This window comes from Candidatus Poriferisodalis sp. (assembly GCF_965205175.1).
GTDB lineage: Bacteria > Actinomycetota > Acidimicrobiia > Acidimicrobiales > Poriferisodalaceae > Poriferisodalis.
Genome location: NZ_OZ242038.1, coordinates 822,046 through 842,652 on the forward strand (window position 1 = coordinate 822,046; position 20,607 = coordinate 842,652).

Annotated in this window: 21 protein-coding genes; 19 read left to right on the forward strand and 2 right to left on the reverse strand. The window is 67.7% G+C overall.

From position 1 onward, the window contains the following. Window positions 1-6: 6 nt before the first annotated feature. Together ACOGI4_RS03565 and ACOGI4_RS03570 are read right to left on the reverse strand one after the other, a co-directional pair. Complete coding sequence (locus ACOGI4_RS03565) at window positions 7-1,335, reverse strand: geranylgeranyl reductase family protein (protein WP_419842561.1); 1,329 nt, start codon at window positions 1,333-1,335, stop codon at window positions 7-9. Between the two features lie 28 nt (window positions 1,336-1,363). Beyond that, a complete protein-coding gene (locus ACOGI4_RS03570; protein WP_419842562.1) occupies window positions 1,364-2,140 on the reverse strand; it encodes a c-type cytochrome in 777 nt (258 codons plus the stop codon). Window positions 2,141-2,532: 392 nt separating this feature from the next. Here ACOGI4_RS03570 and ACOGI4_RS03575 point away from each other — a divergent pair, with 392 nt between their 5' ends. From ACOGI4_RS03575 to nuoL, 19 genes are all read left to right on the forward strand, one after another. Next, complete coding sequence (locus ACOGI4_RS03575; RefSeq protein ID WP_419842563.1) at window positions 2,533-2,967, forward strand: hypothetical protein; 435 nt, start codon at window positions 2,533-2,535, stop codon at window positions 2,965-2,967. A gap of 12 nt (window positions 2,968-2,979) precedes the next feature. Beyond that, entirely contained in the window at window positions 2,980-3,396 is a 417-nt protein-coding gene (locus ACOGI4_RS03580) for a 4Fe-4S dicluster domain-containing protein (protein ID WP_419842564.1), read from the forward strand. Between the two features lie 88 nt (window positions 3,397-3,484). Then, window positions 3,485-4,285 (forward strand): selenite/tellurite reduction operon b-type cytochrome ExtP, encoded by an 801-nt coding sequence (extP, locus tag ACOGI4_RS03585; RefSeq protein ID WP_419842565.1) that lies wholly within the window; start codon window positions 3,485-3,487, stop codon window positions 4,283-4,285. Between the two features lie 165 nt (window positions 4,286-4,450). Further along, the gene (locus ACOGI4_RS03590) at window positions 4,451-5,089 is read left to right on the forward strand and encodes a menaquinol-cytochrome c reductase cytochrome b subunit (protein ID WP_419842566.1); all 639 of its coding nucleotides are present in this window, start codon (window positions 4,451-4,453) and stop codon (window positions 5,087-5,089) included. Window positions 5,090-5,101: 12 nt separating this feature from the next. After that, a complete protein-coding gene (locus tag ACOGI4_RS03595; protein WP_419842567.1) occupies window positions 5,102-5,992 on the forward strand; it encodes a ubiquinol-cytochrome c reductase iron-sulfur subunit in 891 nt (296 codons plus the stop codon). Further along, window positions 5,985-7,112 (forward strand): c-type cytochrome, encoded by a 1,128-nt coding sequence (locus ACOGI4_RS03600; RefSeq protein ID WP_419842568.1) that lies wholly within the window; start codon window positions 5,985-5,987, stop codon window positions 7,110-7,112. Before ACOGI4_RS03595 ends, ACOGI4_RS03600 begins: the two co-directional genes overlap by 8 nt. Next, entirely contained in the window at window positions 7,109-7,948 is an 840-nt protein-coding gene (locus ACOGI4_RS03605) for a hypothetical protein (RefSeq protein ID WP_419842569.1), read from the forward strand. Before ACOGI4_RS03600 ends, ACOGI4_RS03605 begins: the two co-directional genes overlap by 4 nt. A gap of 90 nt (window positions 7,949-8,038) precedes the next feature. Then, window positions 8,039-8,563 (forward strand): NADH-quinone oxidoreductase subunit A, encoded by a 525-nt coding sequence (locus tag ACOGI4_RS03610; protein ID WP_419842570.1) that lies wholly within the window; start codon window positions 8,039-8,041, stop codon window positions 8,561-8,563. Next, a complete protein-coding gene (locus tag ACOGI4_RS03615; protein WP_419842571.1) occupies window positions 8,563-9,234 on the forward strand; it encodes an NADH-quinone oxidoreductase subunit B in 672 nt (223 codons plus the stop codon). Before ACOGI4_RS03610 ends, ACOGI4_RS03615 begins: the two co-directional genes overlap by 1 nt. Next, window positions 9,234-9,785 (forward strand): NADH-quinone oxidoreductase subunit C, encoded by a 552-nt coding sequence (locus ACOGI4_RS03620; protein ID WP_419842572.1) that lies wholly within the window; start codon window positions 9,234-9,236, stop codon window positions 9,783-9,785. The genes ACOGI4_RS03615 and ACOGI4_RS03620 overlap by 1 nt, the downstream gene beginning before the upstream one ends. Beyond that, window positions 9,782-11,098: an NADH-quinone oxidoreductase subunit D gene (locus ACOGI4_RS03625; protein WP_419842573.1), complete on the forward strand. Its 1,317-nt coding sequence runs from the start codon at window positions 9,782-9,784 to the stop codon at window positions 11,096-11,098. Before ACOGI4_RS03620 ends, ACOGI4_RS03625 begins: the two co-directional genes overlap by 4 nt. Beyond that, on the forward strand, window positions 11,095-11,751 hold the full coding sequence (nuoE, locus tag ACOGI4_RS03630; RefSeq protein WP_419842574.1) for an NADH-quinone oxidoreductase subunit NuoE: 657 nt from the start codon (window positions 11,095-11,097) through the stop codon (window positions 11,749-11,751). The genes ACOGI4_RS03625 and nuoE overlap by 4 nt, the downstream gene beginning before the upstream one ends. Beyond that, complete coding sequence (gene nuoF, locus ACOGI4_RS03635; RefSeq protein ID WP_419842575.1) at window positions 11,751-13,229, forward strand: NADH-quinone oxidoreductase subunit NuoF; 1,479 nt, start codon at window positions 11,751-11,753, stop codon at window positions 13,227-13,229. Before nuoE ends, nuoF begins: the two co-directional genes overlap by 1 nt. Window positions 13,230-13,234: 5 nt before the next feature. Beyond that, the gene (locus ACOGI4_RS03640) at window positions 13,235-15,751 is read left to right on the forward strand and encodes a molybdopterin-dependent oxidoreductase (RefSeq protein ID WP_419842576.1); all 2,517 of its coding nucleotides are present in this window, start codon (window positions 13,235-13,237) and stop codon (window positions 15,749-15,751) included. Continuing rightward, window positions 15,748-16,950, forward strand: a complete 1,203-nt coding sequence (gene nuoH / locus ACOGI4_RS03645; RefSeq protein ID WP_419842577.1) for an NADH-quinone oxidoreductase subunit NuoH — start codon at window positions 15,748-15,750, stop codon at window positions 16,948-16,950. The genes ACOGI4_RS03640 and nuoH overlap by 4 nt, the downstream gene beginning before the upstream one ends. After that, complete coding sequence (gene nuoI / locus ACOGI4_RS03650) at window positions 16,950-17,609, forward strand: NADH-quinone oxidoreductase subunit NuoI (protein ID WP_419842578.1); 660 nt, start codon at window positions 16,950-16,952, stop codon at window positions 17,607-17,609. Before nuoH ends, nuoI begins: the two co-directional genes overlap by 1 nt. Beyond that, a complete protein-coding gene (locus ACOGI4_RS03655) occupies window positions 17,554-18,327 on the forward strand; it encodes an NADH-quinone oxidoreductase subunit J (protein ID WP_419842579.1) in 774 nt (257 codons plus the stop codon). Before nuoI ends, ACOGI4_RS03655 begins: the two co-directional genes overlap by 56 nt. Further along, on the forward strand, window positions 18,324-18,638 hold the full coding sequence (gene nuoK / locus ACOGI4_RS03660) for an NADH-quinone oxidoreductase subunit NuoK (RefSeq protein ID WP_419842580.1): 315 nt from the start codon (window positions 18,324-18,326) through the stop codon (window positions 18,636-18,638). Before ACOGI4_RS03655 ends, nuoK begins: the two co-directional genes overlap by 4 nt. A gap of 17 nt (window positions 18,639-18,655) precedes the next feature. Continuing rightward, window positions 18,656-20,593: an NADH-quinone oxidoreductase subunit L gene (gene nuoL / locus ACOGI4_RS03665; protein ID WP_419842581.1), complete on the forward strand. Its 1,938-nt coding sequence runs from the start codon at window positions 18,656-18,658 to the stop codon at window positions 20,591-20,593. Window positions 20,594-20,607 lie beyond the last annotated feature (14 nt).

Here is a 20,607-nt window from a genome sequence, read left to right on the forward strand (position 1 = left end):
AAGCCATTAGCTGCGATCTCGCCGCAGGCGCGCGAGACCGCTGGCGGCTCGGTAGACGTTGCACGCACCGGCCGGGCCGCTGCCCCCGCGGATCAGATCTGTCGAGATGCCCACAACCAGTTTCCCCATGCGCGGCGAGCGGATCGCGAGCTGGGTCAGCTTGCGCATCAGCCCGGGTCGGCCCAGCGCGCGCGTCGTGAGCCGACCGAGATGGTGGTAGCGCTGCCAACGGCTTGCCAGCTCGGCCTCGTACTGGCGCAGCTCGTCGCCGTCGTCGGTGGCGAGCGCCCGACAGATGTGCTCAGCGGCCAGCCGCCCCGTGGTCAATGCCGGACCGACGCCATCGCCATTCCAAGGATTCACACTGCCTGCGGCATCGCCCACGACCACCCAGTTCGGTCCCGACTGCGGACGCACCGATCCCCCCATCGGCAGGCGCCCGCCTTCCGGGCGGCTGTGGGGTCCGCCAGGATCGATCTCCCAGCGATCGGGGATCTGATGAGTCCACTGCTCGAACAGCCGCTCGAGCGAGATGGCTTCGTTGCCGTCGTGATGGCTGAGCAGCCCTACCCCGACGTTGGCCGTGCCGTCGCCGACCGGGAAGATCCAGCCATAGCCGGGCAGTTGGCGCCCGGAGCGGTCTGCCAACGCGAACACGGATTCGATCCACGGTTCGCGATGGCGGGGCGTCGGGTAGTAGGCGCGCATCGCCAAGCCCTGCGCGTAGGTGCGGGTGCGCGCGGTCCCGAGCGCCTGCCCGAAACGCGAACTCGGGCCATTGGCAATGACGACATAACGAGCGCGCGCCACAATCTCGGCATCAGCCGTGTCAGCGCCGCCATTGCCGCTCCCGTCACGGCCTCCAGCGTCGTTCCCGCCACTGCGCCTTGCGCGGTCCCCGTTCCGCCGGCGTGCGATGCAGCCGCGCAGATGGCCGTGAGCGATGAGCGGCGCAGTCACCTCCGTGTCGGTGAGCACGCGCGCTCCAGCCGACTGCGCGCGCGCGAACGTCAATGCATCCAGACGCGACCGGCGCATCACGACGCCATAGCCGGGCCACCTCCCGTCTTGGGGCCACGGAACCTCGAGGCTCCGCCCGTGCGCGGTGAGGCGCAGCCCGCGATGACGGTGCCAGCCGGCGGCGTCGGGCGCGCAGCCCATGTCGGCCAGTTCCTTCACTGCAACGGGCGTGAGCGCGTCGCCGCACACCCGCGCTCGGGGGTAGGTCGAGCGTTCGACGAGCAGCACGTCGCGCCCGTGGAGCGCCAACCAATACGCGGCGGCGCAGCCCGCTGGGCCGCCGCCGACGACCAGCACCTCGCAATCGAGTGTCAAGGTGTGGGGCGAGCTGAGCGCCGGCCGCTCAGTGGCCGCCACCGCCCATGTCGGCCGGAGTGCCGCCGCCCAGCTGCTCCCATCGGGCGTCTCGATCCGCAGCCGCCTCGTCGCTGATGTCCTCGCCGCCGATCACTTCGCGCACGTAACGCGCGACGGCGTAGAGCTGATGCTCGTTGAGCACATCGCCGAAGGCGGGCATCGCTGCTGCATTCGAGCTGCCACCGGAGACGCGTGCACCGCCAGGCCGATTCGGGTCGCCGTAGACCTGTCCCAGGCCGATGCCCTCCGAGCCCACTGCGAGCCACTCGAGGAACGACTCGCCCAGGCTCGGGAACGTCAACAGCACCTCGCCGTTCCACAGCGGGCGGCCCACCAGTCCTCCGTCAGATCCCGAGCCGTCACCGCCGTGGCAGCTCGCGCAGCGCACGGCATAGGTGGTCGCTCCCTCGTTGAGAGCCGTGATGGGCTCAGGAGGAGGCTCGGTCAGCTGCACATACACGAACGCCCACAGCGGAAGGCAGAACAGCACGGGCAGGACCCAGATCGGAATCCGGTGCCTGCGGCGGGCGGAGATCACCCACAAAGGATCCGGCGGAGCTTCGGGCTCTGCTTCGAGCTGCGCCGACTCGCGAGCGGCGGCAATCATCTGGGCCTGGGTCGGCCCGGCAGCAGGCGTCGCTGCGGCCGTCGCGCTGCCCGCCGCGGACCCGCCTCCGTCGCCGCTGCCGTCGTCGGCGAGCACGCCCAAGGCGATGCGCCGCTGGCGCGAACGCTCCAACAGGTACTCGGGGACTTCGGTCACGTGATCCTCCGCGGGGTCGCCCCCAAGGACTCGGCCGCGGCGGCAAGGCCGAGTTTGCAGCCGAGTTTGCAGCCAAGTTCGCGGCGCACGATACGCGCACGAGCGCGCCGAAGCGCAAGTCTGCCACGCGGCAACCCAGTGACCACGCTCATCGGCCACAACACGTTCGTCGCCTGCAGGCTGGGCGCCCGCTCGCGTCGGCCCGACAGCGCTGTGGCGCGTGTCGCCTCTCGTGCTAGAACATCGCACGCCGTGGCCGGCGCGCCGGTATTCTCTCGGTGGTCTCGCGGCGGCAGGCCGATACCGGCATGGCCGACAACGCTCATCTGAAGACAAGCCCGAACAGGCCCCAACAAGCACCGACAGCAGCATGCGGGAGGAGGAACGAAGGAGTGGTTGCGCTGGTCACATCGATCCTCGTCACCGCGGCGATGGTCGTGCTGCTCGTGTGGTACGGCAAGCGCCGACCGACCGATCGGCCGACGACTTGGGGTGAAGCCATGTTGGCGGCGGCCTACATCTTCATGCTGCTGCTGTTGCTGTTCGGCATCGTGCCGGATCGCTGGATCCGCCTGACCGACAACGAGTGGGGGTGGTCGGTGGAGCGCTTCTTGTTCACCGAAGGCCAGTTCATGACGTCGCCGATCACGTTCCCGCCGATGCGCATGGACCTTAAGAAGGTCAGCGACATCGTGGTGGTCATCGAGCACCTGATCGCACTGGTCGGTTTGCCGGTGCTGGCGCTGTGGTGGCAGCGACGCGATCAGGCGGCGCCGGCAGAGGTGCCGATCTCCGAGTACGGCCGTCCGCTGATCCGGAGCAACTGAGGGCGCGACGAGATGGCTGCGAACGATGCAAACCCGCCCATGCCCAAGTTCCGGGACGACTACGTGCTGGCCCAAGTCGACGCGTCCTACCTCGAAGCGGCCGTCAAGCCCAAGCAGTTCATCAACATCGACCAGTCCGAGTGCATCCAGTGCGAGGGCTGCGTGGACATCTGCCCGTGGAAGTGCATCTGGTACGTCTCCACAGACGCAGTGGACGAAGCCGTTGGCGTGGAGCAGCCAGGGCTGGATCCGGCAGACAACGCGATCTTCATCATCGACGACGACGTCTGCACCCGCTGCGCCCTGTGCGTCGATCGCTGTCCGACCGGCGTGATCACGCTGGGGCGGGTCAGCAACAACCCTCCGCCGTCGGGCGACGTCCACGGCCGGACCCACACGCACGGCTACGCCTACGGCATGCGTCTGTAGCGTCACCGAGATGCTTGCGTTGATGCGTGTGCTGCTGAGACTGCTGCGGACCCGGCCCATCTAGCCATCCCACCGAGATCGAAGAGACATGGCGAACACGCTCGAGTCACCGGACACCAAGCCGAAGCTGCCGCAACGCCTCCAGAAGGCGCAGCAGAACGCGGCAGACCGGATGCAGGACAGCCAGTTCTGGACGTCCATCTTCCGGCCCGGGTCGATCTTCCGCAAGGGCTACACCGACAGCCCGCGGAATCGGTCCTACGTCATTATGAACAGCGTGCTGTACCACCTGCACCCGGTGAAGGTGAAGCGGCACGCGGTGAAGGTCAGCTACACCTTGTGTCTCGGCGGCCTCAGCTTCTTCCTGTTCATCCTGCTGACCATCACCGGCATCTTCTTGATGTTCTTCTACCGGCCGACCGACACGGCGGCGTGGGCAGACATCGAGAGCCTGCACACCCAGGTGGCATTCGGACTGCTGGTGCGCAACATGCACCGGTGGGCCGCGCACTTGATGGTGATCTCGGTGTTCTTGCACATGGCCCGCGTCTTCTACCACGGCGCCTACAAGGCGCCGAGAGAGTTCAACTGGGTCATCGGCGTCGTCCTGCTGCAGCTGACGCTGCTGCTCAGCTTCACCGGCTACCTGCTCCCTTGGGATCAGCTGTCGTTGTGGGCGGTCACGGTGGGCACCAACATGATGGGCTTCACTCCGGTCTTCGGCGAGCAGGTCCGCTTCGTGCTCCTTGGCGGCAAACAGATCGGGGCCGAGACGCTGCTGCGCTGGTACGTGCTGCACGTGTTGATGCTTCCTTTCGTCATCGTCATCTTCATGGCGATCCACTTCTGGAGAGTCAGAAAGGACGGAGGCATCTCGGGTCCGCTGTAGGCGGCCTGAGCATCCCGAAGCCATCACCCATGACCGACACGCATGACTGAGATCCCTGAGCACCTCTTGCGCCGGAGCGCCGAAGCCAGAGCTCGCGCCACCGGTGGCCCGCCCGCTGCTGCCGCCACGGCGCCGGCTGCCGCGCAGCCCGATGACGATGACGGCGTGACGATTCCTCGGTCGCTGCTGGAAGCCAGCCAGCAGCCCGGCGGAGCGCCCGCTCTCGCCGGCGCCGGCGCGGCGCTTTCTGGCGCAAGCGCAGGCGCCGCAGCCTCGCTGCCGCCGCTCATGGCCGGCCCGGCCGGCAACACCCACCGTCTGCTGACGGTCGTCAAGTCCGGCTCGATCCAAGACGTCAAGGCCTCCCCAGGCGACAAGGTGCACGTCTGGCCGCATCTGCTGGCCGCCGAGTTCACTGCGGCGCTGTTCATCACGGCCTTCACGCTGGTCTTCTCGCTGTTCATCAACGCACCGCTGCTGGAGCTCGCCAACCACAACGAGACGCCCAATCCGTCCAAGGCGCCTTGGTACTTCTTGGGTCTGCAAGAGCTGCTGACCATGTTCGACCCAATGATCGCCGGCGTGACGATCCCCGGTGTCGTGCTCGTGCTGCTGGCCTTCGCCCCCTACCTGGACAAGAACCCGTCGCTGCGCCCCGAGGACCGCAAATTCGCCATCTCGGTCCAGACGATCCACCTGATGTTCTGGGCAGTGCTGGTGATCATCGGCTCGTTCTTTCGGGGGCAGGGCTTCAACTTCACCTACCCGTGGGACACCGGTCTGCACGGCATCTTCCACCTGTAGGAGCACGCCGGCATGACCACCGGAACGATTCTGGCCACAGCGGTCCCGATCATCGTCGTGCTCGGTGCAGTGGTCGCGTTCGTCTCCCTGCGTCGCCGCGACGCCACCGGGTTGGGGCATCTGTCGCGCGAGACTCGGCAGCGGGACGAACAGGCCCTGAGCGCCGTCGGCGCCAGTACTGCTGAGCCTGACGGCAGCGGAGCGTTCGGCATCAGCGCGCAGGCCCAGGCCTTGGAGCGTGCGGTGGCCGCCGAGCGGCAACCCGCACCCGTCGCCGCCGCGCCACCGGAGCTTCCCGAGGACTGGGCGCCGCCTCCTCCGAGCGAGGTGGGCGTGACCCGTCGTCAGTTCCTCAACCGCTCCTCGACGCTGTTGATGGCAACCGGCCTAGGCACCTTCAGCGCCGCCATGCTCGCGTTCTTGTGGCCGCGGCCGACCGGCGGGTTCGGCTCGAAGATCAAGATCGGCACCGTCGCGGCGGTCGACGAAGCGATCGCGTCGTCGACCCCGGCTGAGAACTTCTCGTACTTCTCCGAGGCCCAGAGCTACCTGCAGCCGTATCCGACCGATGCCGCGACGCTGTCGAATGCCGAGACCACCTACGGCGGTGCGGTGCTCGACGGCATGCGGATGGGCTACGTCGCGCTCTGGCAGGTCTGCCCGCATTTGGGATGCAAGGTGCCGGTGTGCGGCAGCTCGCAGTGGTTCGAGTGCCCCTGCCACGGCTCCAAGTACAACCGCGTGGGCGAGAAGAAGTCCGGCCCGGCGCCTCGCGGCATGGACCGGTTCCCGGTGACCATCGAGGGCGGCAGCGTCTACATCGACACGGGCACCGTGTCTCAAGGGCCGGCGATTGGCACCGACACCACCGGCCAAGGCCTCGAAGGGCCCCACTGTGCCTGAGGGCGCGCGCCTGCTGGCCGCAAGCACGGAGCGCTCGATAGCGATTGTGCTCTTGGCGGTCGTCGTCGTCGGCTGGGCGATCTACGTCTTCGTCAACATTCGCCAGGCCAAATCGGAGGTGGGCAGCGAGCGCGAGCTGGCGCCCAATCGTGGCAATCTGCCCGACGACGAGCAGCTCGAGGGCCGGCGGCTGGAGAAGGTGCAGGCGTTCGGCGTGCTGATGCTGCTCATCATGGTTCTGGTGCTGCCGGTCTACTGGCTGCTCGAAGGCGGTCGGCGCTCGGGTGCGGAGACGGCGTTCTCCGAAGCAGCCGCGAACCGCGGCGAGGGCTTGGCGGCCGAACAAGCGTGTACCGACTGCCATGGCGCGGACCTCGGCGGAGCGCGCTTCGCTCCCGTCGTGCTCGACATCGGCAATCAGTTCACCGACAAGGACTCCTTCATCATCAACACGACCTGGGAGGGCCCGGCCATCGACGACGTGTTCACCCGCTTCGACACCGATGCGGAGTCCTTGGACGAAGTCACCGAAGTGCGACAGATCCTCGTCTACGGCCGTGGCGTCATGCCGGCGTGGGGACTCGAGGGCGGCGGTCCGCTGAATGACCAGCAGATTGACGATCTGGTCGCTTGGCTGTGGCGCGAGCGCATCAGCGACGAAGAGGCCCAAGAGCGCGCTGCGGCCCGCAAGGCTGCCGAGACGGCTGCCAACCCGGATCATTCCGAAGGAGAGGTCCTGTTCGATCTGCACTGCGCCCGCTGCCACACGCCGCGCTGGCCCGGGCGGGGTCCTGCGCAGCTGCCCAACAACGGCGGCACCGTCGAGGTGCTGCCGGGACCGTCCGGTGCCGGCCGATACGGCCCTCCGCTGAACAGCGTGAGCCTTGAACGGCTGTTCCCGGACATCGACGACCACATCACCTTCATCGCCAACGGCGCTGCCGACAACGTGCCCTTCGGCGAGTTCGCCCGACTGGGCAACTACGGCATGCCCGGCTTCAAGAAGGTGCTGACCGAAGAGGAGATCAGGGCGATCGCGGAGTACGAACGCAGCCTTGATTCCCAGAGTCAGGCCGCGGTCGGATTCGACCTGCTGCACGACGCGGAGGATGGCTCATGAGCGCTGCGGTGATCTCCGCGCAGCTCTTCGGCATCGTCAGCTGGGATCCAGTGCTCACGGGGTACTTGGCGGTCATCATCAGCATGGCCGTGCTGTGTGGGTCGGTGTACTTGCTGCTGGCCACCAATCTGGGGGTTCGGCTGGGGTTCCTGGTGGCGTGGACCGGGCTGTGGGGCTGGATGCTGCTGATGTCCATTGTGTGGTGGATCTTCGGCATCGGATGGATCGGCGCCCAGCCCGGCTGGAACGTCCTGCAGGTAGCCACCAATCCGGCAGTCGTGCCGATCCCAGAGGTGCAGCAGCTGCCGGCCAGTGCCGCAGTGCCGCTGCCCGCCGACTGGACCGAAGTCGACGAGGCCGATGCCCGTTCGGCCGCCGACAGTCATGTCGCCTGCAGCGACGCTGACCCCAGGCGCTTGCTGGCGGTGAATTCCTGCCTGTTCACGGCGGCCTCGGACTACTTCACTCACCGTGTGGCCATCACTGGCGGTGAGCGTTACCGTCCGCTCGGCGTTCCCGACAATGCCATCACGCAGTACTTCTTCCCGAGTCGCGGTCGTCCGAACTACGCGGTGGTGCAAATCCAGGGCTATGCGCCGGGCGCCGACATCGATCCCAACGTGGTGGACGACGAGGGCGCTCCCATTGTCGAGAAGCCCCGAGTGGATCCTGGGGCGCCCGTCTACTCCGTGGTGATGGTGCGCGACCATGGTTCGGTCCGGCTGCGTCCGGCATTGCTGACGATCTTCTCTGCGCTGCTGTTCGGTTTGGGCTGCTACCACCTGCACCGGCGCGATCAAGCGATCTGGGCGGTGCGTGAAGCTGCGGGTCAGTGACCGCCGGCCGGGCCGTCGGCGGCCGTCTCAGCCGGTCACGCCGCGCTGGAGTCGACACCTGACCACCGAGGGGAACGAGGGTTTCCGGCGATGAACAGCGGCTTGGCGGAATACTTGCCGGTGCTGGTGCTTGCCGTGCTCGCCGTGCTGTTCGTGCTGGTGAGCATCGTTGCATCGCGGCTGCTGGCGCCGCAACGCGCAACGACTGCCAAGCTGGCGGCCTATGAGTGCGGCATCGTCGACCAGGCCGCCATTCCTGAGCGATTCCCGGTGCGCTTCTATCTCGTCGCCATGCTGTTCATCATGTTCGACATCGAGATCGTCTTCTTGTACCCGTGGGCCGTGTCGCACGGCGAGCTGGGCGTGTTCGGATTCTTGGCGATGCTCGTCTTCGTCGTGATCTTCTTCTTGTCGTTCGTCTACGAACTGGCGATGGGCGGGCTGGAGTGGGGCCCGCGCAAGCGCAGCTACGTTCCGCTGTCGCCGGCAGTCCGCAGCGGCGTCGCGGGCGTGCGCACGGTCGGGCTGAGCGGCCGCGGCCATGTGCTGCCCGCGGCTGCGCCGGGCGCGGTGCAGTACAGCAGTGGGCAGCCCAGCACAACGGCGGGCGGCTGATGGCAGGAATCGACGACCTCAAGTCGCGTCTGGGCATCGACGACGGCCTCGCTGGGCTCGGTCACAACTTCTTGACTGCGCCGATCGAGGAGCTGGTGAAGTGGGCGCGCCGGCGCAGCCTGATGCCCGCTACGTTCGGGCTGGCCTGCTGCGCCATCGAGATGATGGCGACAGGCACGGCGCACTACGACTTGGCTCGTTTCGGCATGGAGACGTTCCGGGCTTCGCCGCGCCAAGCCGATCTGATGATCGTGGCGGGCCGGGTCAGCCAGAAGATGGCCCCGGTGCTGCGGCAGATCTACGACCAGATGATGGAGCCCAAGTGGGTGCTGTCGATGGGAGTGTGCGCATCGAGCGGTGGGATGTTCAACAACTACGCCATCGTGCAAGGTGTGGACCAAGTGGTGCCGGTGGACATGTACGCACCCGGGTGTCCTCCGGGCCCGGAGACGCTGCTGCATGCGATCTTGGCGCTGCACGACAAGATCCGCACCGGGGAGCTGACCCAGCGTCGTGCCGAACGCGGCAGCGGTGCCGGCGTGACGTTGGACGCAGGCCAGCCGCCGGCAGAACGTGGCGTGTCGTTGTCGAGTCCGACGGCCCCGATTGCTCCGGTTGCTCAGTCAGGACACGAGGCTGGTCGTCCCCCGAACGCCGCGGTGACGCGCTGATGGCAGGCGCCCAAGCGGCCGCCGAAACCGCCGCGCCCGGTGCCGACGCGACGTCGGCAGCCGATGCCGCGCCCGGGTCCGCCACCATGTTCGGCGTGCTGTGCATCGACGAGCGCGGCCAACGGGTGCTGCATCCCCCTCGGGACCGCTACCTCGACGTGATCGACATGGCCGCAGCCGACGGCTTCGAGCTGTGCGTGGACGTGTGCGCCGTCGACGGGCTCACGAATCGCAGCCGCGTCCTGCCGCCCGGCATCGAGCCGGAGCGTTTCGAAGTCGTGGTGAATCTGCTGGACCTTCGAGGTCGCCGCCGTTTGCGTCTCCGCGTCCAAGTGCCTGCCGATGATCCGCAGCTGCCGTCCATCGTCGATCGCTACCCAGGCGCAGAGGCGCCCGAGCGCGAAGTAGCAGACCTGTTCGGCATCTCCTTCGGCGGTCATCCCGATCCCAGCCGCATCCTCATGCCGCCGGACTGGGATGGGCACCCGCTGCGCAAGGACTACGACATCGGTGCCATCCCGGTCCAGTTCAAGGCCATCGACGGCCGATGAGCGCTACGGCCACCGCAACTGCGCGCCGACCATCCGATGCCGTGCTGCGCATCAGCGAAGCGGCCGCGCTGAGCGCCGCATCGGCCGTCGAACTCGCGGCCGACACGACCGCCGACGCAGCACAGCCAGCCAGTACGGCGGTGTCCGATGGTGGGCCGATGCTCATCAACATGGGCCCGCAGCACCCTTCCACTCATGGCGTGCTGCGCATCGCGATGGAGTTGCAGGGCGAGACCGTGCTGCGGTCCAAGCCCGTCATCGGCTACTTGCACACCGGGATGGAGAAGACTGCCGAGGACCTCACCTTCGTGCAGGGCCCGACGAACGTCACCCGTATGGACTACGCGGCACCGTTGTTCAACGAGCTGGTGTTCTGCCTTGCGGTCGAGGATCTGCTGGGCGCTGAGATACCGCCGCGAGCCACGTGGATCCGCATGCTGATGTGCGAGCTGAACCGCATGAGCTCGCACCTGCTGTTCCTGGCGACGAATGGCATGGACCTCGGCGCGGTCGGGATGATGCTCTACGGCTGGCGTGAGCGAGAGGAGATACTTCGCTTCTTCGAGAGCGTCACCGGTCTGCGGATGAACCACAACTACATCCGTCCCGGCGGTGTCGCAGCCGACCTGCCCGACGGCTGGCAGGACGACGTGGAGCGCATCTTGGCGGTGCTGCCCAGCAGGCTTGCCGAATTCGACACGCTGATGACCGGTCAGCCGATCTGGCGCGACCGCACCCAAGGCGTCGGCGTCATCACCGCGGATGAGGCCGTCTCGATGTCAGCCACCGGACCGTTGCTGCGCAGCACCGGCGAAGCGTGGGATCTGCGCCGCACCATGCCGTACCTGGCTTACGACGAGGTTGACTTCGACGTGGTGGTCGGCGCATTCGGCGACACCTTCGACCGCTACGCCATCCGCCTGCAGGAGATCGCCGAGTCCATGCGCATCGTGGAGCAGTGCTTGGACAAGATGCCCCAAGGTCCCTACCGCACCGACGACCGCAAGGTCACGCCGCCCCCGCGGGCCCGCATCGACGAATCCATGGAAGCGCTGATCCACCACTTCAAGATCTTCACCGAGGGCTTCCGGGTGCCGGCCGGCGAGACGTATGTGGCGGTCGAGTCGCCGCGCGGCGAGCTGGGCTGCTACTTGGTGTCCGACGGCGGACCCAAGCCACAGCGGGTACACATCCGCGCGCCTTCGTTCGCGAACCTGCAGAGCCTCCCGCACCTCATGTACGGCGGCCTGCTGGCCGATGCCGTAGCCGTCATCTCCTCCATCGACCCGATCATGGGCGAAGTAGACCGATGACGAGCTTCTTCACCGACGACAACCTCTCGCTGGCGCACCAGATCATCGACCGCTACCCGCGGCGCCGCTCAGCCATGATCCCGCTCCTGCACCTCGCGCAAGCCCAAGCCGGCTGGGTGTCTCCCGAAGCGATGGCAGAGATAGCGGCGCTGGTCGGCACGACACCGGCGCAGGTGCTCGGCACCTGCTCGTTCTATGAGATGTTCAAGCGAGAACCGGTCGGCAAGTATCTCGTGAACATCTGCACCACGATGTCGTGTGCGCTCGCGGGTGCAGTCGAGCTGGCTGCCCATGCCGAGGAGCGCTTGGGCGTCCGCGTCGGTGGCACCACCGCGGACGGCTTGTTCACGCTGGCTGCTGCGGAGTGCCAGGCGGCGTGTACCGAGGCGCCGTGCCTGCAGGTGAACTACCGATACCGCTATCGGGTGGACGCCGCTGCCTTCGATGAACTGGTCGACGGTCTGGCTGCGGGCGCCCTCGACGAGGAAATCCCCCCCCACGGCGTGGTCGCCCGCGTGCGGCAGCGCATTCCGGCAGATCGGGCCGTGGGCGCGATTGCGCCCGAACAGGTCGAAGCAGCGCCGGCTTGGCTGGCGGCGCCTTCGGTCGGCCGGTCCGCTGGCGACCCGTCCGACACAGGCGCAGCGGGCTGATGGCGTCGTACACGATTCCGCATGCAGTCGGATTCGTCGCGAACGATGCGCCGCGCATCGTGTCCTCGCGCTTCGACCATCCCGACAGCTACACGCTCGAGCGTTATCTGGCCACGGGCGGCTATGAAGGCGTGCGAGCCGCGCTGGCTCGCACGCCGGTGGAGGTACACAGCGAAGTACGCGAGGCCGCCTTGCTCGGACGAGGCGGTGCCGGCTTCCCAGCAGGGGTCAAGTGGGGCTTCTGCCCGCCGGACGTGTGGCCTCGCTACCTGGTGGTCAACGGCGACGAGTCCGAGCCGGGCACCTACAAGGACCGCCTGCTGATGGAGCTGGACCCGCATCAGCTCATCGAGGGCTGCCTCATCGCCTGCTATGCCGTCGGCCTGTCGCAGTGCTTCTTCTACATCCGCGGCGAGATGGCGCTGGCGCAAGAACGTGTGACCCAGGCACTGAACGAGGCGTACGAGGCCGGCTGGGTGGGTCGCAACATCTGCGGCACCGACTTCTCGGTGGATATCATCGTGCATTGCGGCGCGGGCGCGTATGTGGTCGGCGAGGAGACAGCGCTCATCGAGAGCCTGGAAGGCAACCGCGGCATGCCGCGTCTCAAGCCGCCGTACTTTCCCGCCGCCATCGGGCTGTACGGCCGGCCCACCATCGTGAACAACGTCGAGACACTGGCCAACCTGCCGTGGATCCTGCGCCACGGAGCTGCAGCCTTCACGGCGATCGGCACACCCTCATCGCCCGGCACGCGCATGGTGGCCGTGAGCGGGCATGTCCAGCGGCCCGGCGTGTTCGAGATCGTCAACGGCACGACGACCTTTCGGGATCTGATCTACGGTGCCGACTACTGCGGTGGACTGCGTCCGGGCCGGGAGTTGAAGGCATTCGTTCCCGGCGGCGGCTCAGCACCGTGGTTCACACCGGCACAGCTGGACCTGCCGTTCGAGGCGTCCGAGGTGGGCCCGCAGGGGTCGATGCTGGGATCGGGGGCGGTGATGGTGATGGACGACACCACCGACATCCCGGCAGCAGCGCTCACGCTGACGAAGTTCTACGCCCACGAGTCATGCGGCAAGTGCGTACCGTGCCGCGAAGGCGCCACATGGCTGGAGCGGGTGCTGCGACGGGTCTGCGACGGCACCGGCACACCGCGTGACCTGGAGTTGTTGATGGACGTTGGCGCTTCGATCTGCCCCGGTGACTTCCCGCACGCTGCGGTGCCCGAGCGAGGTCTCGAGCCCAAGCCCTTCCCGTACCAGATGACCACCATCTGCTTCGTGGGGCCGTCTGCGTTTGCCCCGGTGCACTCTGCGATGACACTGTTCGGCGATGAATTCGAGGCTCGCGTGGCGCCCAATGCTCATCTCGACGGGACTCATCTCGACGGGGGCCATCGCGACGAGGGTCAGCCCAGCGAATCAGCCGGCTTGCTGCGAGCAGGCCAAGTCACGGACGTGACTATCCGTGTCTGAGGCCGATGTCTGAGGCGGCTGCTGTGGCAGCGGCGCCGAGCACCGTCGAGGTGACCATCGACGGAATTGCCGTCGAAGCGCAGCCGGGCGAACTCGTCATTGCGGCCGCCGACCGGGCGGGCGTCCACATTCCGCGGTTCTGCTACCACGAACGCATGAGCCCAGTGGGCATGTGCCGCATGTGCCTCGTCGAGATCGACACCGGACGCGGCCCGCAGCTGCAGCCCTCGTGCATGGTGCCTGTAGCGCCGCAGATGGCGGTGGACACCACCAGCACCCGCACACAGCGGGCGCAAGAAGGCGTGCTCGAGCTGCTGCTCATCAACCATCCGCTGGACTGCCCGGTCTGCGACAAGGGCGGCGAGTGCCCGTTGCAGGACCAGACCATGGCCTACGGACCGGGCGAATCCAGATTCTCCGAGGAGAAGCGGCACTTCCGCAAGCCGATCCCCATCTCGGAACTGGTGGACCTCGACCGGGAACGCTGCATCCTGTGCGACCGCTGCACTCGCTTTGCGGACGAGGTGGCGGGCGATCCGCTCATTGACTTCGTCGAACGCGGCAACGAAACTCAGGTGCTGACGTTTCCCGGCGAACCGTTCTCTTCGTACTTCTCGGGCAATACGGTGCAGATCTGTCCCGTCGGCGCGCTCACCGCGTCGCCGTATCGCTTCAAGGCGCGGCCATGGGACCTCGAGAGCACCGAGTCGACCTGCACGACCTGCGCGGTGGGCTGCCGCGTGGCGGTGCAGTCGTCCCGCAACGAGGTAGTGCGCTGCTTGGGGGTGGACATCGACCCGGTCAATCACGGCTGGCTGTGCGACAAGGGCCGGTTCGCCTTCGGCTCGCTGGCCAGCCCCGACCGGGTGACCACACCGCTGCGAGCGACCGCATCGCCCGCGTCCGACCTGCCCCGGCCCGATGTGCCTTGGTCCGACTTGGCAGCCGCCGAGCCGCAGCGCCGCTTGGTGCCGACCGACTGGGCCGGTGCCCTCGCTGCCGTGGCGAGTGCCGTGTCCGCCGCGCGACCTGGTGCTGTCGCCGTGCTGGGAGGCGCGCGGGGCACCAACGAAGACGCCTACGCCTGGTCGAAGCTGGCGCGCACGGTGCTGCACACCGATCACGTGGACGCGCAGCTCGGCGACGGACTGCCGCCCGAACTCGTCGTGGGCCTCCCGGCTGCGACGATCGACGAAGCCTGTGCTGCCGAGGTGACACTGCTGGTCTGCGGAGACCTGCGCGAGGAGCTGCCGGTCCTGCATCTGAGGCTTCGCGGGGCAGCCCAAGCAGGCACGACGCGTCTGATCGAGATCACTCCCACGGCAACGGGCTTGACCCGCGACGCCAACCGCAGCGTGCGGTGCAGCGGCGGCGAGACGGCAGCTGTGCTGCGGGAGCTGCTCGACGCCGACGACGCCTTGTCGAGCGAGCTGGCATCTGCATCGGTGGTCGTGGTGCTGGGCCGTTCCTCGGTGGCCGAGTCCGCCCAAGCGACGGCCGAGACTGCATCGGTCATCAGGTCCCGCATCCCGCACGCCCGCTTCCTCGTGGCAGCGCGCCGAGGCAACGTGCGCGGCGCGCTGGACATGGGTCTGGCGCCCGGGCTGCTTCCCGGTCGGGCGCTGAGCGCGGATCCGCCTCCGGCGCTGTCGGCGGCATGGGGCGACGTGCGCGACCGACGCGGCTACGACGCAACGGAGATCCTGACCGCAGCCGCCTCCGGCGACATCGACCTGCTCGTGCTGATCGGCGCCGATCCGCTCACCGATTTCCCCGACAGCAGGTTGGCTCGCCTCGGCTTGGCGGGGGCCGGCACCGTGGTGGCACTGGACTCGTTCGTGAGCGCCTCAGCCGCCGAGGCCGACATCGTGCTGCCGGCGGCGACCTTCGCCGAGAAGTCCGGCACCACCACCAACCTCGAAGGACGCGTCTTCGCGCTCAGTGCATCGGTCACCGCACCGGGCTCGGCCCGGCCGGACTGGATGGTTGCAGCCGAGCTGGCCCAGCTCTGCGGCGGCGACCTCGGCTTTGTCTCCGTCGACGACATCACCGCGGAGATTGCCCAAGTGTGCGCGACGCACGCAGCAGCGACTGGACCCGAGCTTGCCGCAGACGGCGTGATGGCATCCGGAGCGGCCTTCGAGCCGGAGCTGCCGGCTGAACAGGTCGCTCCGGCGCGAGACGCCTACGGCTTTCGGCTGATCTGCGGTCGCAAGCTGTACGACGGTGGCGCGACGGTCGCACGGACGCCATGGCTGGCGCCGCTCTCGGCCGACGCGGTGATGCGCGTGCATCCGGCGGACCTCGAACGGGTCGGAGTCCAGGCGGGCACCGAGGTCGAGGTTCACTCCGAGCGCGGCGCGTTGCGCCTGCCGATCGTGCCTGACGACGGCGTCGCCCGCGGCAACGTCGCGGTGTCGTTCCCTTCGCCGCACCTCGACGTCGGCGCCTTGATCGACGCGTCTGCGCGGGTCACCAACGTGCGCATCGAGACCCGCAGCGACCGCGGCGCGCCGCGATGACCGGGGACCCGCTCTTTGCCGACGGCGTCGACTGGGGTGATGTCGGGATCGTGTGCATCAAGGTCGCGGTGGCCTTCGCCGCGCTGCTGGTGGCCACGATGTTCATGATCTGGTTCGAGCGCAAGCTGATCTCCGACATGCAGCACCGCATCGGCCCCAACGTCGCCGGTCCGTGGGGGCTGTTGCAGGCGTTCGCGGACGGCGTCAAGTTCTTCTTCAAAGAGGATCTCCGCCCAGCCAACGCGGACCCGTTGGTCTTCCGCCTGGCGCCGTACATCTCGGCGGTGACAGCATTCGTCGCGTTCGCGATCGTGCCGGTCGGCGGAGTCTTCACCGATGTTGCGGGATACGGAAGCGGGGTCCGCACCGGAACCGTCACGCTCTTCGGCAAGGAGACGATCCTGCAAGTGGCCGATCCGCCGGTGGGCATCCTGCTGCTGCTCGCCATGTCGTCGGTCGCCGTCTACGGCGTCATGCTGGCGGGCTGGTCGTCGGGCTCGAAGTACCCCCTGATCGGATCGGTGCGGGCCTCGGCGCAGGCCATCTCCTATGAAGCGGCTCTGGGGATGTCGGTGGTAGCGGTGGTGATCGTGGCGGGATCGCTCTCGACCCAGCGCATCGTGGCGCTGCAAGCCGGCGGCGTGAACACGTGGTTCTGGCTCGCCACCGGCATCGTGCCGTTCTTCGTCTTTCTGATCGCGGTGACCGCCGAGCTGAACCGCCCGCCGTTCGATCTGGTCGAAGCCGAACAAGAGCTTGTCGGCGGATTCCACACCGAGTACTCGTCGATCCGGTTCGCGCTGTTCTTCTTGGCCGAGTTCATGAACGTCATCACCATGTCGGCGATCATGGTGACGCTGTTCTTCGGTGGGCCCGCCGGGCCGGTCTTCTTCGGCTGGACGTGGCTGTGGCCCACCGTGTGGTTCTTGGGCAAGGTGCTGGTGTTCCTGTTCGTGTTCGTGTGGCTGCGGGCGACGCTGCCGAGGCTGCGGTATGACCAGCTGATGTCCTTGGGCTGGAAGGTGCTGATTCCGCTGATGCTGTTCTGGATCATGCTGCTGGGCCTGATCCGGCTGCCCATACTCGACGGCTGGAGTCGTGCCTGGATCGTTGCGGGAGGCGCGGCGGGCGGCGCCGTCGGCTGGGCACTGCTGTCGGCAGCGCTGCGGGCCGCTAAGCGAAGGGTGGGTGTTGGCTGATGGGCTACCTCGACGGCTTCAAGGTGACGTTCGGCAAGCTCTTCGGCGAGCGGGTCACCACGGAGTACCCGCAGCACAAGCGACCCAAGCCGCCGCGATTCCACGGGCGACACGTGCTCAACCGCTATCCCGACGGAATAGAGAAGTGCATCGGATGCGAGCTGTGCGCCGGGGTGTGCCCGGCCCGATGCATCTACGTCCGTGGGGCAGACAACCCGCCCGACAGCCCGGTGTCGCCGGGCGAGCGCTACGGGTACGTCTATGAGATCAACTACCTCCGCTGCATTCACTGCGACCTGTGCGTGGAGGCGTGCCCGACCGAAGCCATCACCGAGACGAAGGTCTTCGAGTTCAGCTTTCCGACCCGCCGCGATGCCATCTACACCAAGGACGAGCTGCTGACCGATGACGACGGACGACCCCGGCGCCAGCCGTGGGAGCTGTGGCACGACGGCGACGACGAGCACACCTCCGGCTGGATGAGAGCCACAGCTCCCTCAGGCCAGCCCGGCTACGAGGGCCGCGTGGGCTGGAGCGGCGAGCTGGGCTACGGCGTGCGCGCTCCCGAACAAGGCCAGCACGCCGACTACGGCGCTGGAGACGATGCTGCTGACGACGATGCTGCTGCCGGCACCGGTGATGCAGGGCACCGCGACTGATGGCGGTGTACCGATGATCGAAGTCGTGGTGTTCGCCGTTGCCGGCGCAGCTTGCCTCCTCGGCGCAGTCGGTGTGGTGCTGCTGCGCAACCCCGTGCATGCGGCGCTCATGCTGGTGATGACGCTGTTCGGCATTGCGGTGTTGTTCGTGGCGCAGCAGGCGCACTTCGTCGCAGCCGTGCAGGTCATCGTCTACGCCGGCGCCATCGTGGTGCTGTTCTTGTTCGTCATCATGCTGCTGGGCGTGGATCGGGCCTCCGAGCTGTCGCTGGGCGCCCTGCCTGCCCAGCGCTGGACAGCGGCGACGTTCGGTCTCGGCGGCGCCGCTGTGGTGATCTGGCTGGTCACGGCGGTCGAGCGGATCTTCGGGGGCTTGGCGTCGTACTGCGCCGAAGAAGCAGATGCTCTGGCTTCGGCGCAGGCCACTGCGGGCTACCTCGCGAGGCGTGCCAGCTCGGTGTGCCGCTCCGCGCCGGAGGTCACCGCCCTTGGCGGCGATGCAGGCACAGCCGCGTCGAGCTATCTCACCACGGTCAACGACATCGCCCGTTCGCTGTTCTCCGACTACGTGTACGCGTTCGAGCTGACCTCGCTGCTGCTCATCGTGGCCGTCATCGCCACAGTCATGCTCTCTCGCCAACGCGCAGATGCGCAGGGCAGCTACGCCGCACTGAGCTCGGCCGAGCCCGCCGCGCCGCCGGCCGAGGAGCGCCGATGAGCGGCCTCGAAGTGACGACCGGCTGGTACCTGACGCTGGGGGCCGCGCTGTTTCTCATCGGCGGCACGGGACTGCTGCTGCGGCGCAATCCGCTGATCATGCTCATGTGCGTGGAGCTGATGCTCAACGGCGTCAATCTCAGCTTCATTGCCTTCGCCGATCGCTTCGGCGACGTCGACGGCCACACGGTGGTGCTGTTCGTGCTGGTCGTCGCAGCCGCTGAGGTGGTGGTAGGCCTCGGGCTGGTGGTGGCGGTGCTGAGGGCCTCGCCCCGTGACACAGCGGACGATCTGTCGGCCCTCAAGGGCTGAGACCGGGGACGGAGGCGATGGTCGAGTTGGCATGGCTCATTCCTGCACTGCCCCTCGCCGGGTTCGCGGTGCTCCTGGTGGCCGGCCCGCGCCTCGGCGAGCCCGGTGCGGGCTGGCTGGCCACCACCGCGAGTGCGCTGTCGTTCCTGTTCACGGCGATCACCTTCGTCGGGCTGCTCGGCCTCGACGCCGCGACTGACGGCGGCGCCGGCGGCCGCGGCGGGCGCTGGTACGTCTCAACGCTGTTCGAGTGGGTGCCGATTGGCGGTCTCGACGTAGACGCCGCCTTGCTGGTGGACCCGCTGTCGATGACGATGGCGCTGTTCGTCACCGGCGTCGGCACGCTCATCCACCTGTACTCGGTCGGCTACATGGCCGGCGACCCGAGATACTCCAAGTTCTTCTTGTACCTCAACCTGTTCCTGTTCTCGATGCTGATGCTGGTGCTCGGCGAGAACCTGGTGGTGACGTTCCTGGGCTGGGAAGGAGTGGGCACCTGCTCGTACCTGCTGATCTCGTTCTGGCACGAGCGTCCTGCGGCTGCGGTCGCGGGGAAGAAGGCCTTCGTCACCAATCGCGTCGGCGACGTCGGCTTCATGGTTGCCACGTTCCTGCTGTGGACCACGCTGGGCACGGTCTCCTATACGGCGCTCGCAGCAGCCGCGCCAGCGCTGGCGCCCGGCACAGCGACAGCGGTGTCGCTGCTGTTGCTGCTGGCGGCCGCGGGCAAGTCGGCCCAGCTGCCCTTGTACGTCTGGCTGCCCGACGCGATGGAGGGTCCCACCCCCGTCTCGGCGATGGTGCATGCCGCCACGATGGTGACCGCCGGCGTGTACCTGCTCGTGCGGCTCAACCCGGTGCTGAGCGACACGGCCTTGGTCGTGATCGCCGTCGTCGGCGCCGCGACGGCGCTGTTCGCTGCGTTGGCCGCTGTGGCGCAGCACGACATCAAGAAGGTGCTGGCGTACTCCACCGTCAGCCAGCTCGGCTTCATGTTCCTGGCCATCGGATCGGGTGCGTACGTGGCGGCGATGTTCCACGTCGTCACCCATGCGTTCTTCAAGGGCCTGCTGTTCCTGGGCGCAGGCTCGGTCATCCACGGCCTCGGCGACGAGCAGGACATGAGGCGCATGGGCGCGCTGCGGGCGGTCATGCCCGTCACCGCAGCCACCTTCGTCGTGGGATGGCTGGCCATTGCCGGCGTGCCGCCCCTGTCGGGCTTCTGGTCCAAGGACGAGATCCTGCTCGCAGCGTGGGAACTGCACTGGTCGCTGTGGGCGGTCGGACTGATCACCGCAGTGCTGACCGCGTACTACATGAGCCGCCAGACCTTCTTGGTGTTCTTCGGCGGGCGGCGCTGGGATGACCACGCCGACGGCCACGGGGCCCAGCCAGCCAGTGTCGAGTCAGCCGGCGTCGGGCCGCACGAGTCGCCCGCCACCATGACCGTGCCGCTGGTGGTGCTGGCTGGGGCCGCAGTCGTCGGGGGTGCGGTGAACTTGCCATTGGTGGGCGACTGGCTGGTGCTGGAGCACTTCTTGGCGCCGGTGCTGGCCGATTCGCACCACTTCGCTTCGCCGACCGGTGCGAAGCTGACGCTCGCGCTGGTGGCGGTGGCCGCGGCGCTCGGGGGCATCGCGTTCGCGGTGCGGGCGTGGCTGCAGGCGCGCGTCGCGACCGAACGGCTGGAACCGCTGTTGCTCCAGAACGCCTTCTACGTCGATGCCGCCGTGTCCAAGTTCGTCGGCGGGCCGGGCAACGCTGCCTTCGAGGCCGCTGCTTCGGCGGACCGGCGCTTCGTGGACGGGGCGGTGAACGGTATCGCTCGGCTGGTGCGCCTGCTCGGCGAGGCCGTGCGCCCGCTGCAGTCGGGCTACCTGCGCCACTACGCCTCAGGCGTGGCGGTGGGCGCGGTCGTCCTCGTCGTCTGGCTCGTGCTGAGTGGGGCTTGGTAGCGATGAGCACGTCG

What these genes read in the sequence shown, in the direction of transcription:
- nuoK (WP_419842580.1), top strand. Translation starts at nt 18,324, where the DNA reads ATGAGCGGCCTCGAAGTGACGACCGGCTGGTACCTGACGCTGGGGGCC.
- ACOGI4_RS03640 (WP_419842576.1), top strand. Translation starts at nt 13,235, where the DNA reads ATGTCTGAGGCGGCTGCTGTGGCAGCGGCGCCGAGCACCGTCGAGGTG.
- ACOGI4_RS03620 (WP_419842572.1), top strand. Translation starts at nt 9,234, where the DNA reads ATGGCAGGCGCCCAAGCGGCCGCCGAAACCGCCGCGCCCGGTGCCGAC.
- ACOGI4_RS03615 (WP_419842571.1), top strand. Translation starts at nt 8,563, where the DNA reads ATGGCAGGAATCGACGACCTCAAGTCGCGTCTGGGCATCGACGACGGC.
- nuoE (WP_419842574.1), top strand. Translation starts at nt 11,095, where the DNA reads ATGACGAGCTTCTTCACCGACGACAACCTCTCGCTGGCGCACCAGATC.
- ACOGI4_RS03655 (WP_419842579.1), top strand. Translation starts at nt 17,554, where the DNA reads ATGCTGCTGACGACGATGCTGCTGCCGGCACCGGTGATGCAGGGCACC.
- ACOGI4_RS03605 (WP_419842569.1), top strand. Translation starts at nt 7,109, where the DNA reads ATGAGCGCTGCGGTGATCTCCGCGCAGCTCTTCGGCATCGTCAGCTGG.
- ACOGI4_RS03625 (WP_419842573.1), top strand. Translation starts at nt 9,782, where the DNA reads ATGAGCGCTACGGCCACCGCAACTGCGCGCCGACCATCCGATGCCGTG.
- ACOGI4_RS03595 (WP_419842567.1), top strand. Translation starts at nt 5,102, where the DNA reads ATGACCACCGGAACGATTCTGGCCACAGCGGTCCCGATCATCGTCGTG.
- nuoF (WP_419842575.1), top strand. Translation starts at nt 11,751, where the DNA reads ATGGCGTCGTACACGATTCCGCATGCAGTCGGATTCGTCGCGAACGAT.
- nuoL (WP_419842581.1), top strand. Translation starts at nt 18,656, where the DNA reads ATGGTCGAGTTGGCATGGCTCATTCCTGCACTGCCCCTCGCCGGGTTC.
- ACOGI4_RS03580 (WP_419842564.1), top strand. Translation starts at nt 2,980, where the DNA reads ATGGCTGCGAACGATGCAAACCCGCCCATGCCCAAGTTCCGGGACGAC.
- nuoH (WP_419842577.1), top strand. Translation starts at nt 15,748, where the DNA reads ATGACCGGGGACCCGCTCTTTGCCGACGGCGTCGACTGGGGTGATGTC.
- extP (WP_419842565.1), top strand. Translation starts at nt 3,485, where the DNA reads ATGGCGAACACGCTCGAGTCACCGGACACCAAGCCGAAGCTGCCGCAA.
- nuoI (WP_419842578.1), top strand. Translation starts at nt 16,950, where the DNA reads ATGGGCTACCTCGACGGCTTCAAGGTGACGTTCGGCAAGCTCTTCGGC.
- ACOGI4_RS03610 (WP_419842570.1), top strand. Translation starts at nt 8,039, where the DNA reads ATGAACAGCGGCTTGGCGGAATACTTGCCGGTGCTGGTGCTTGCCGTG.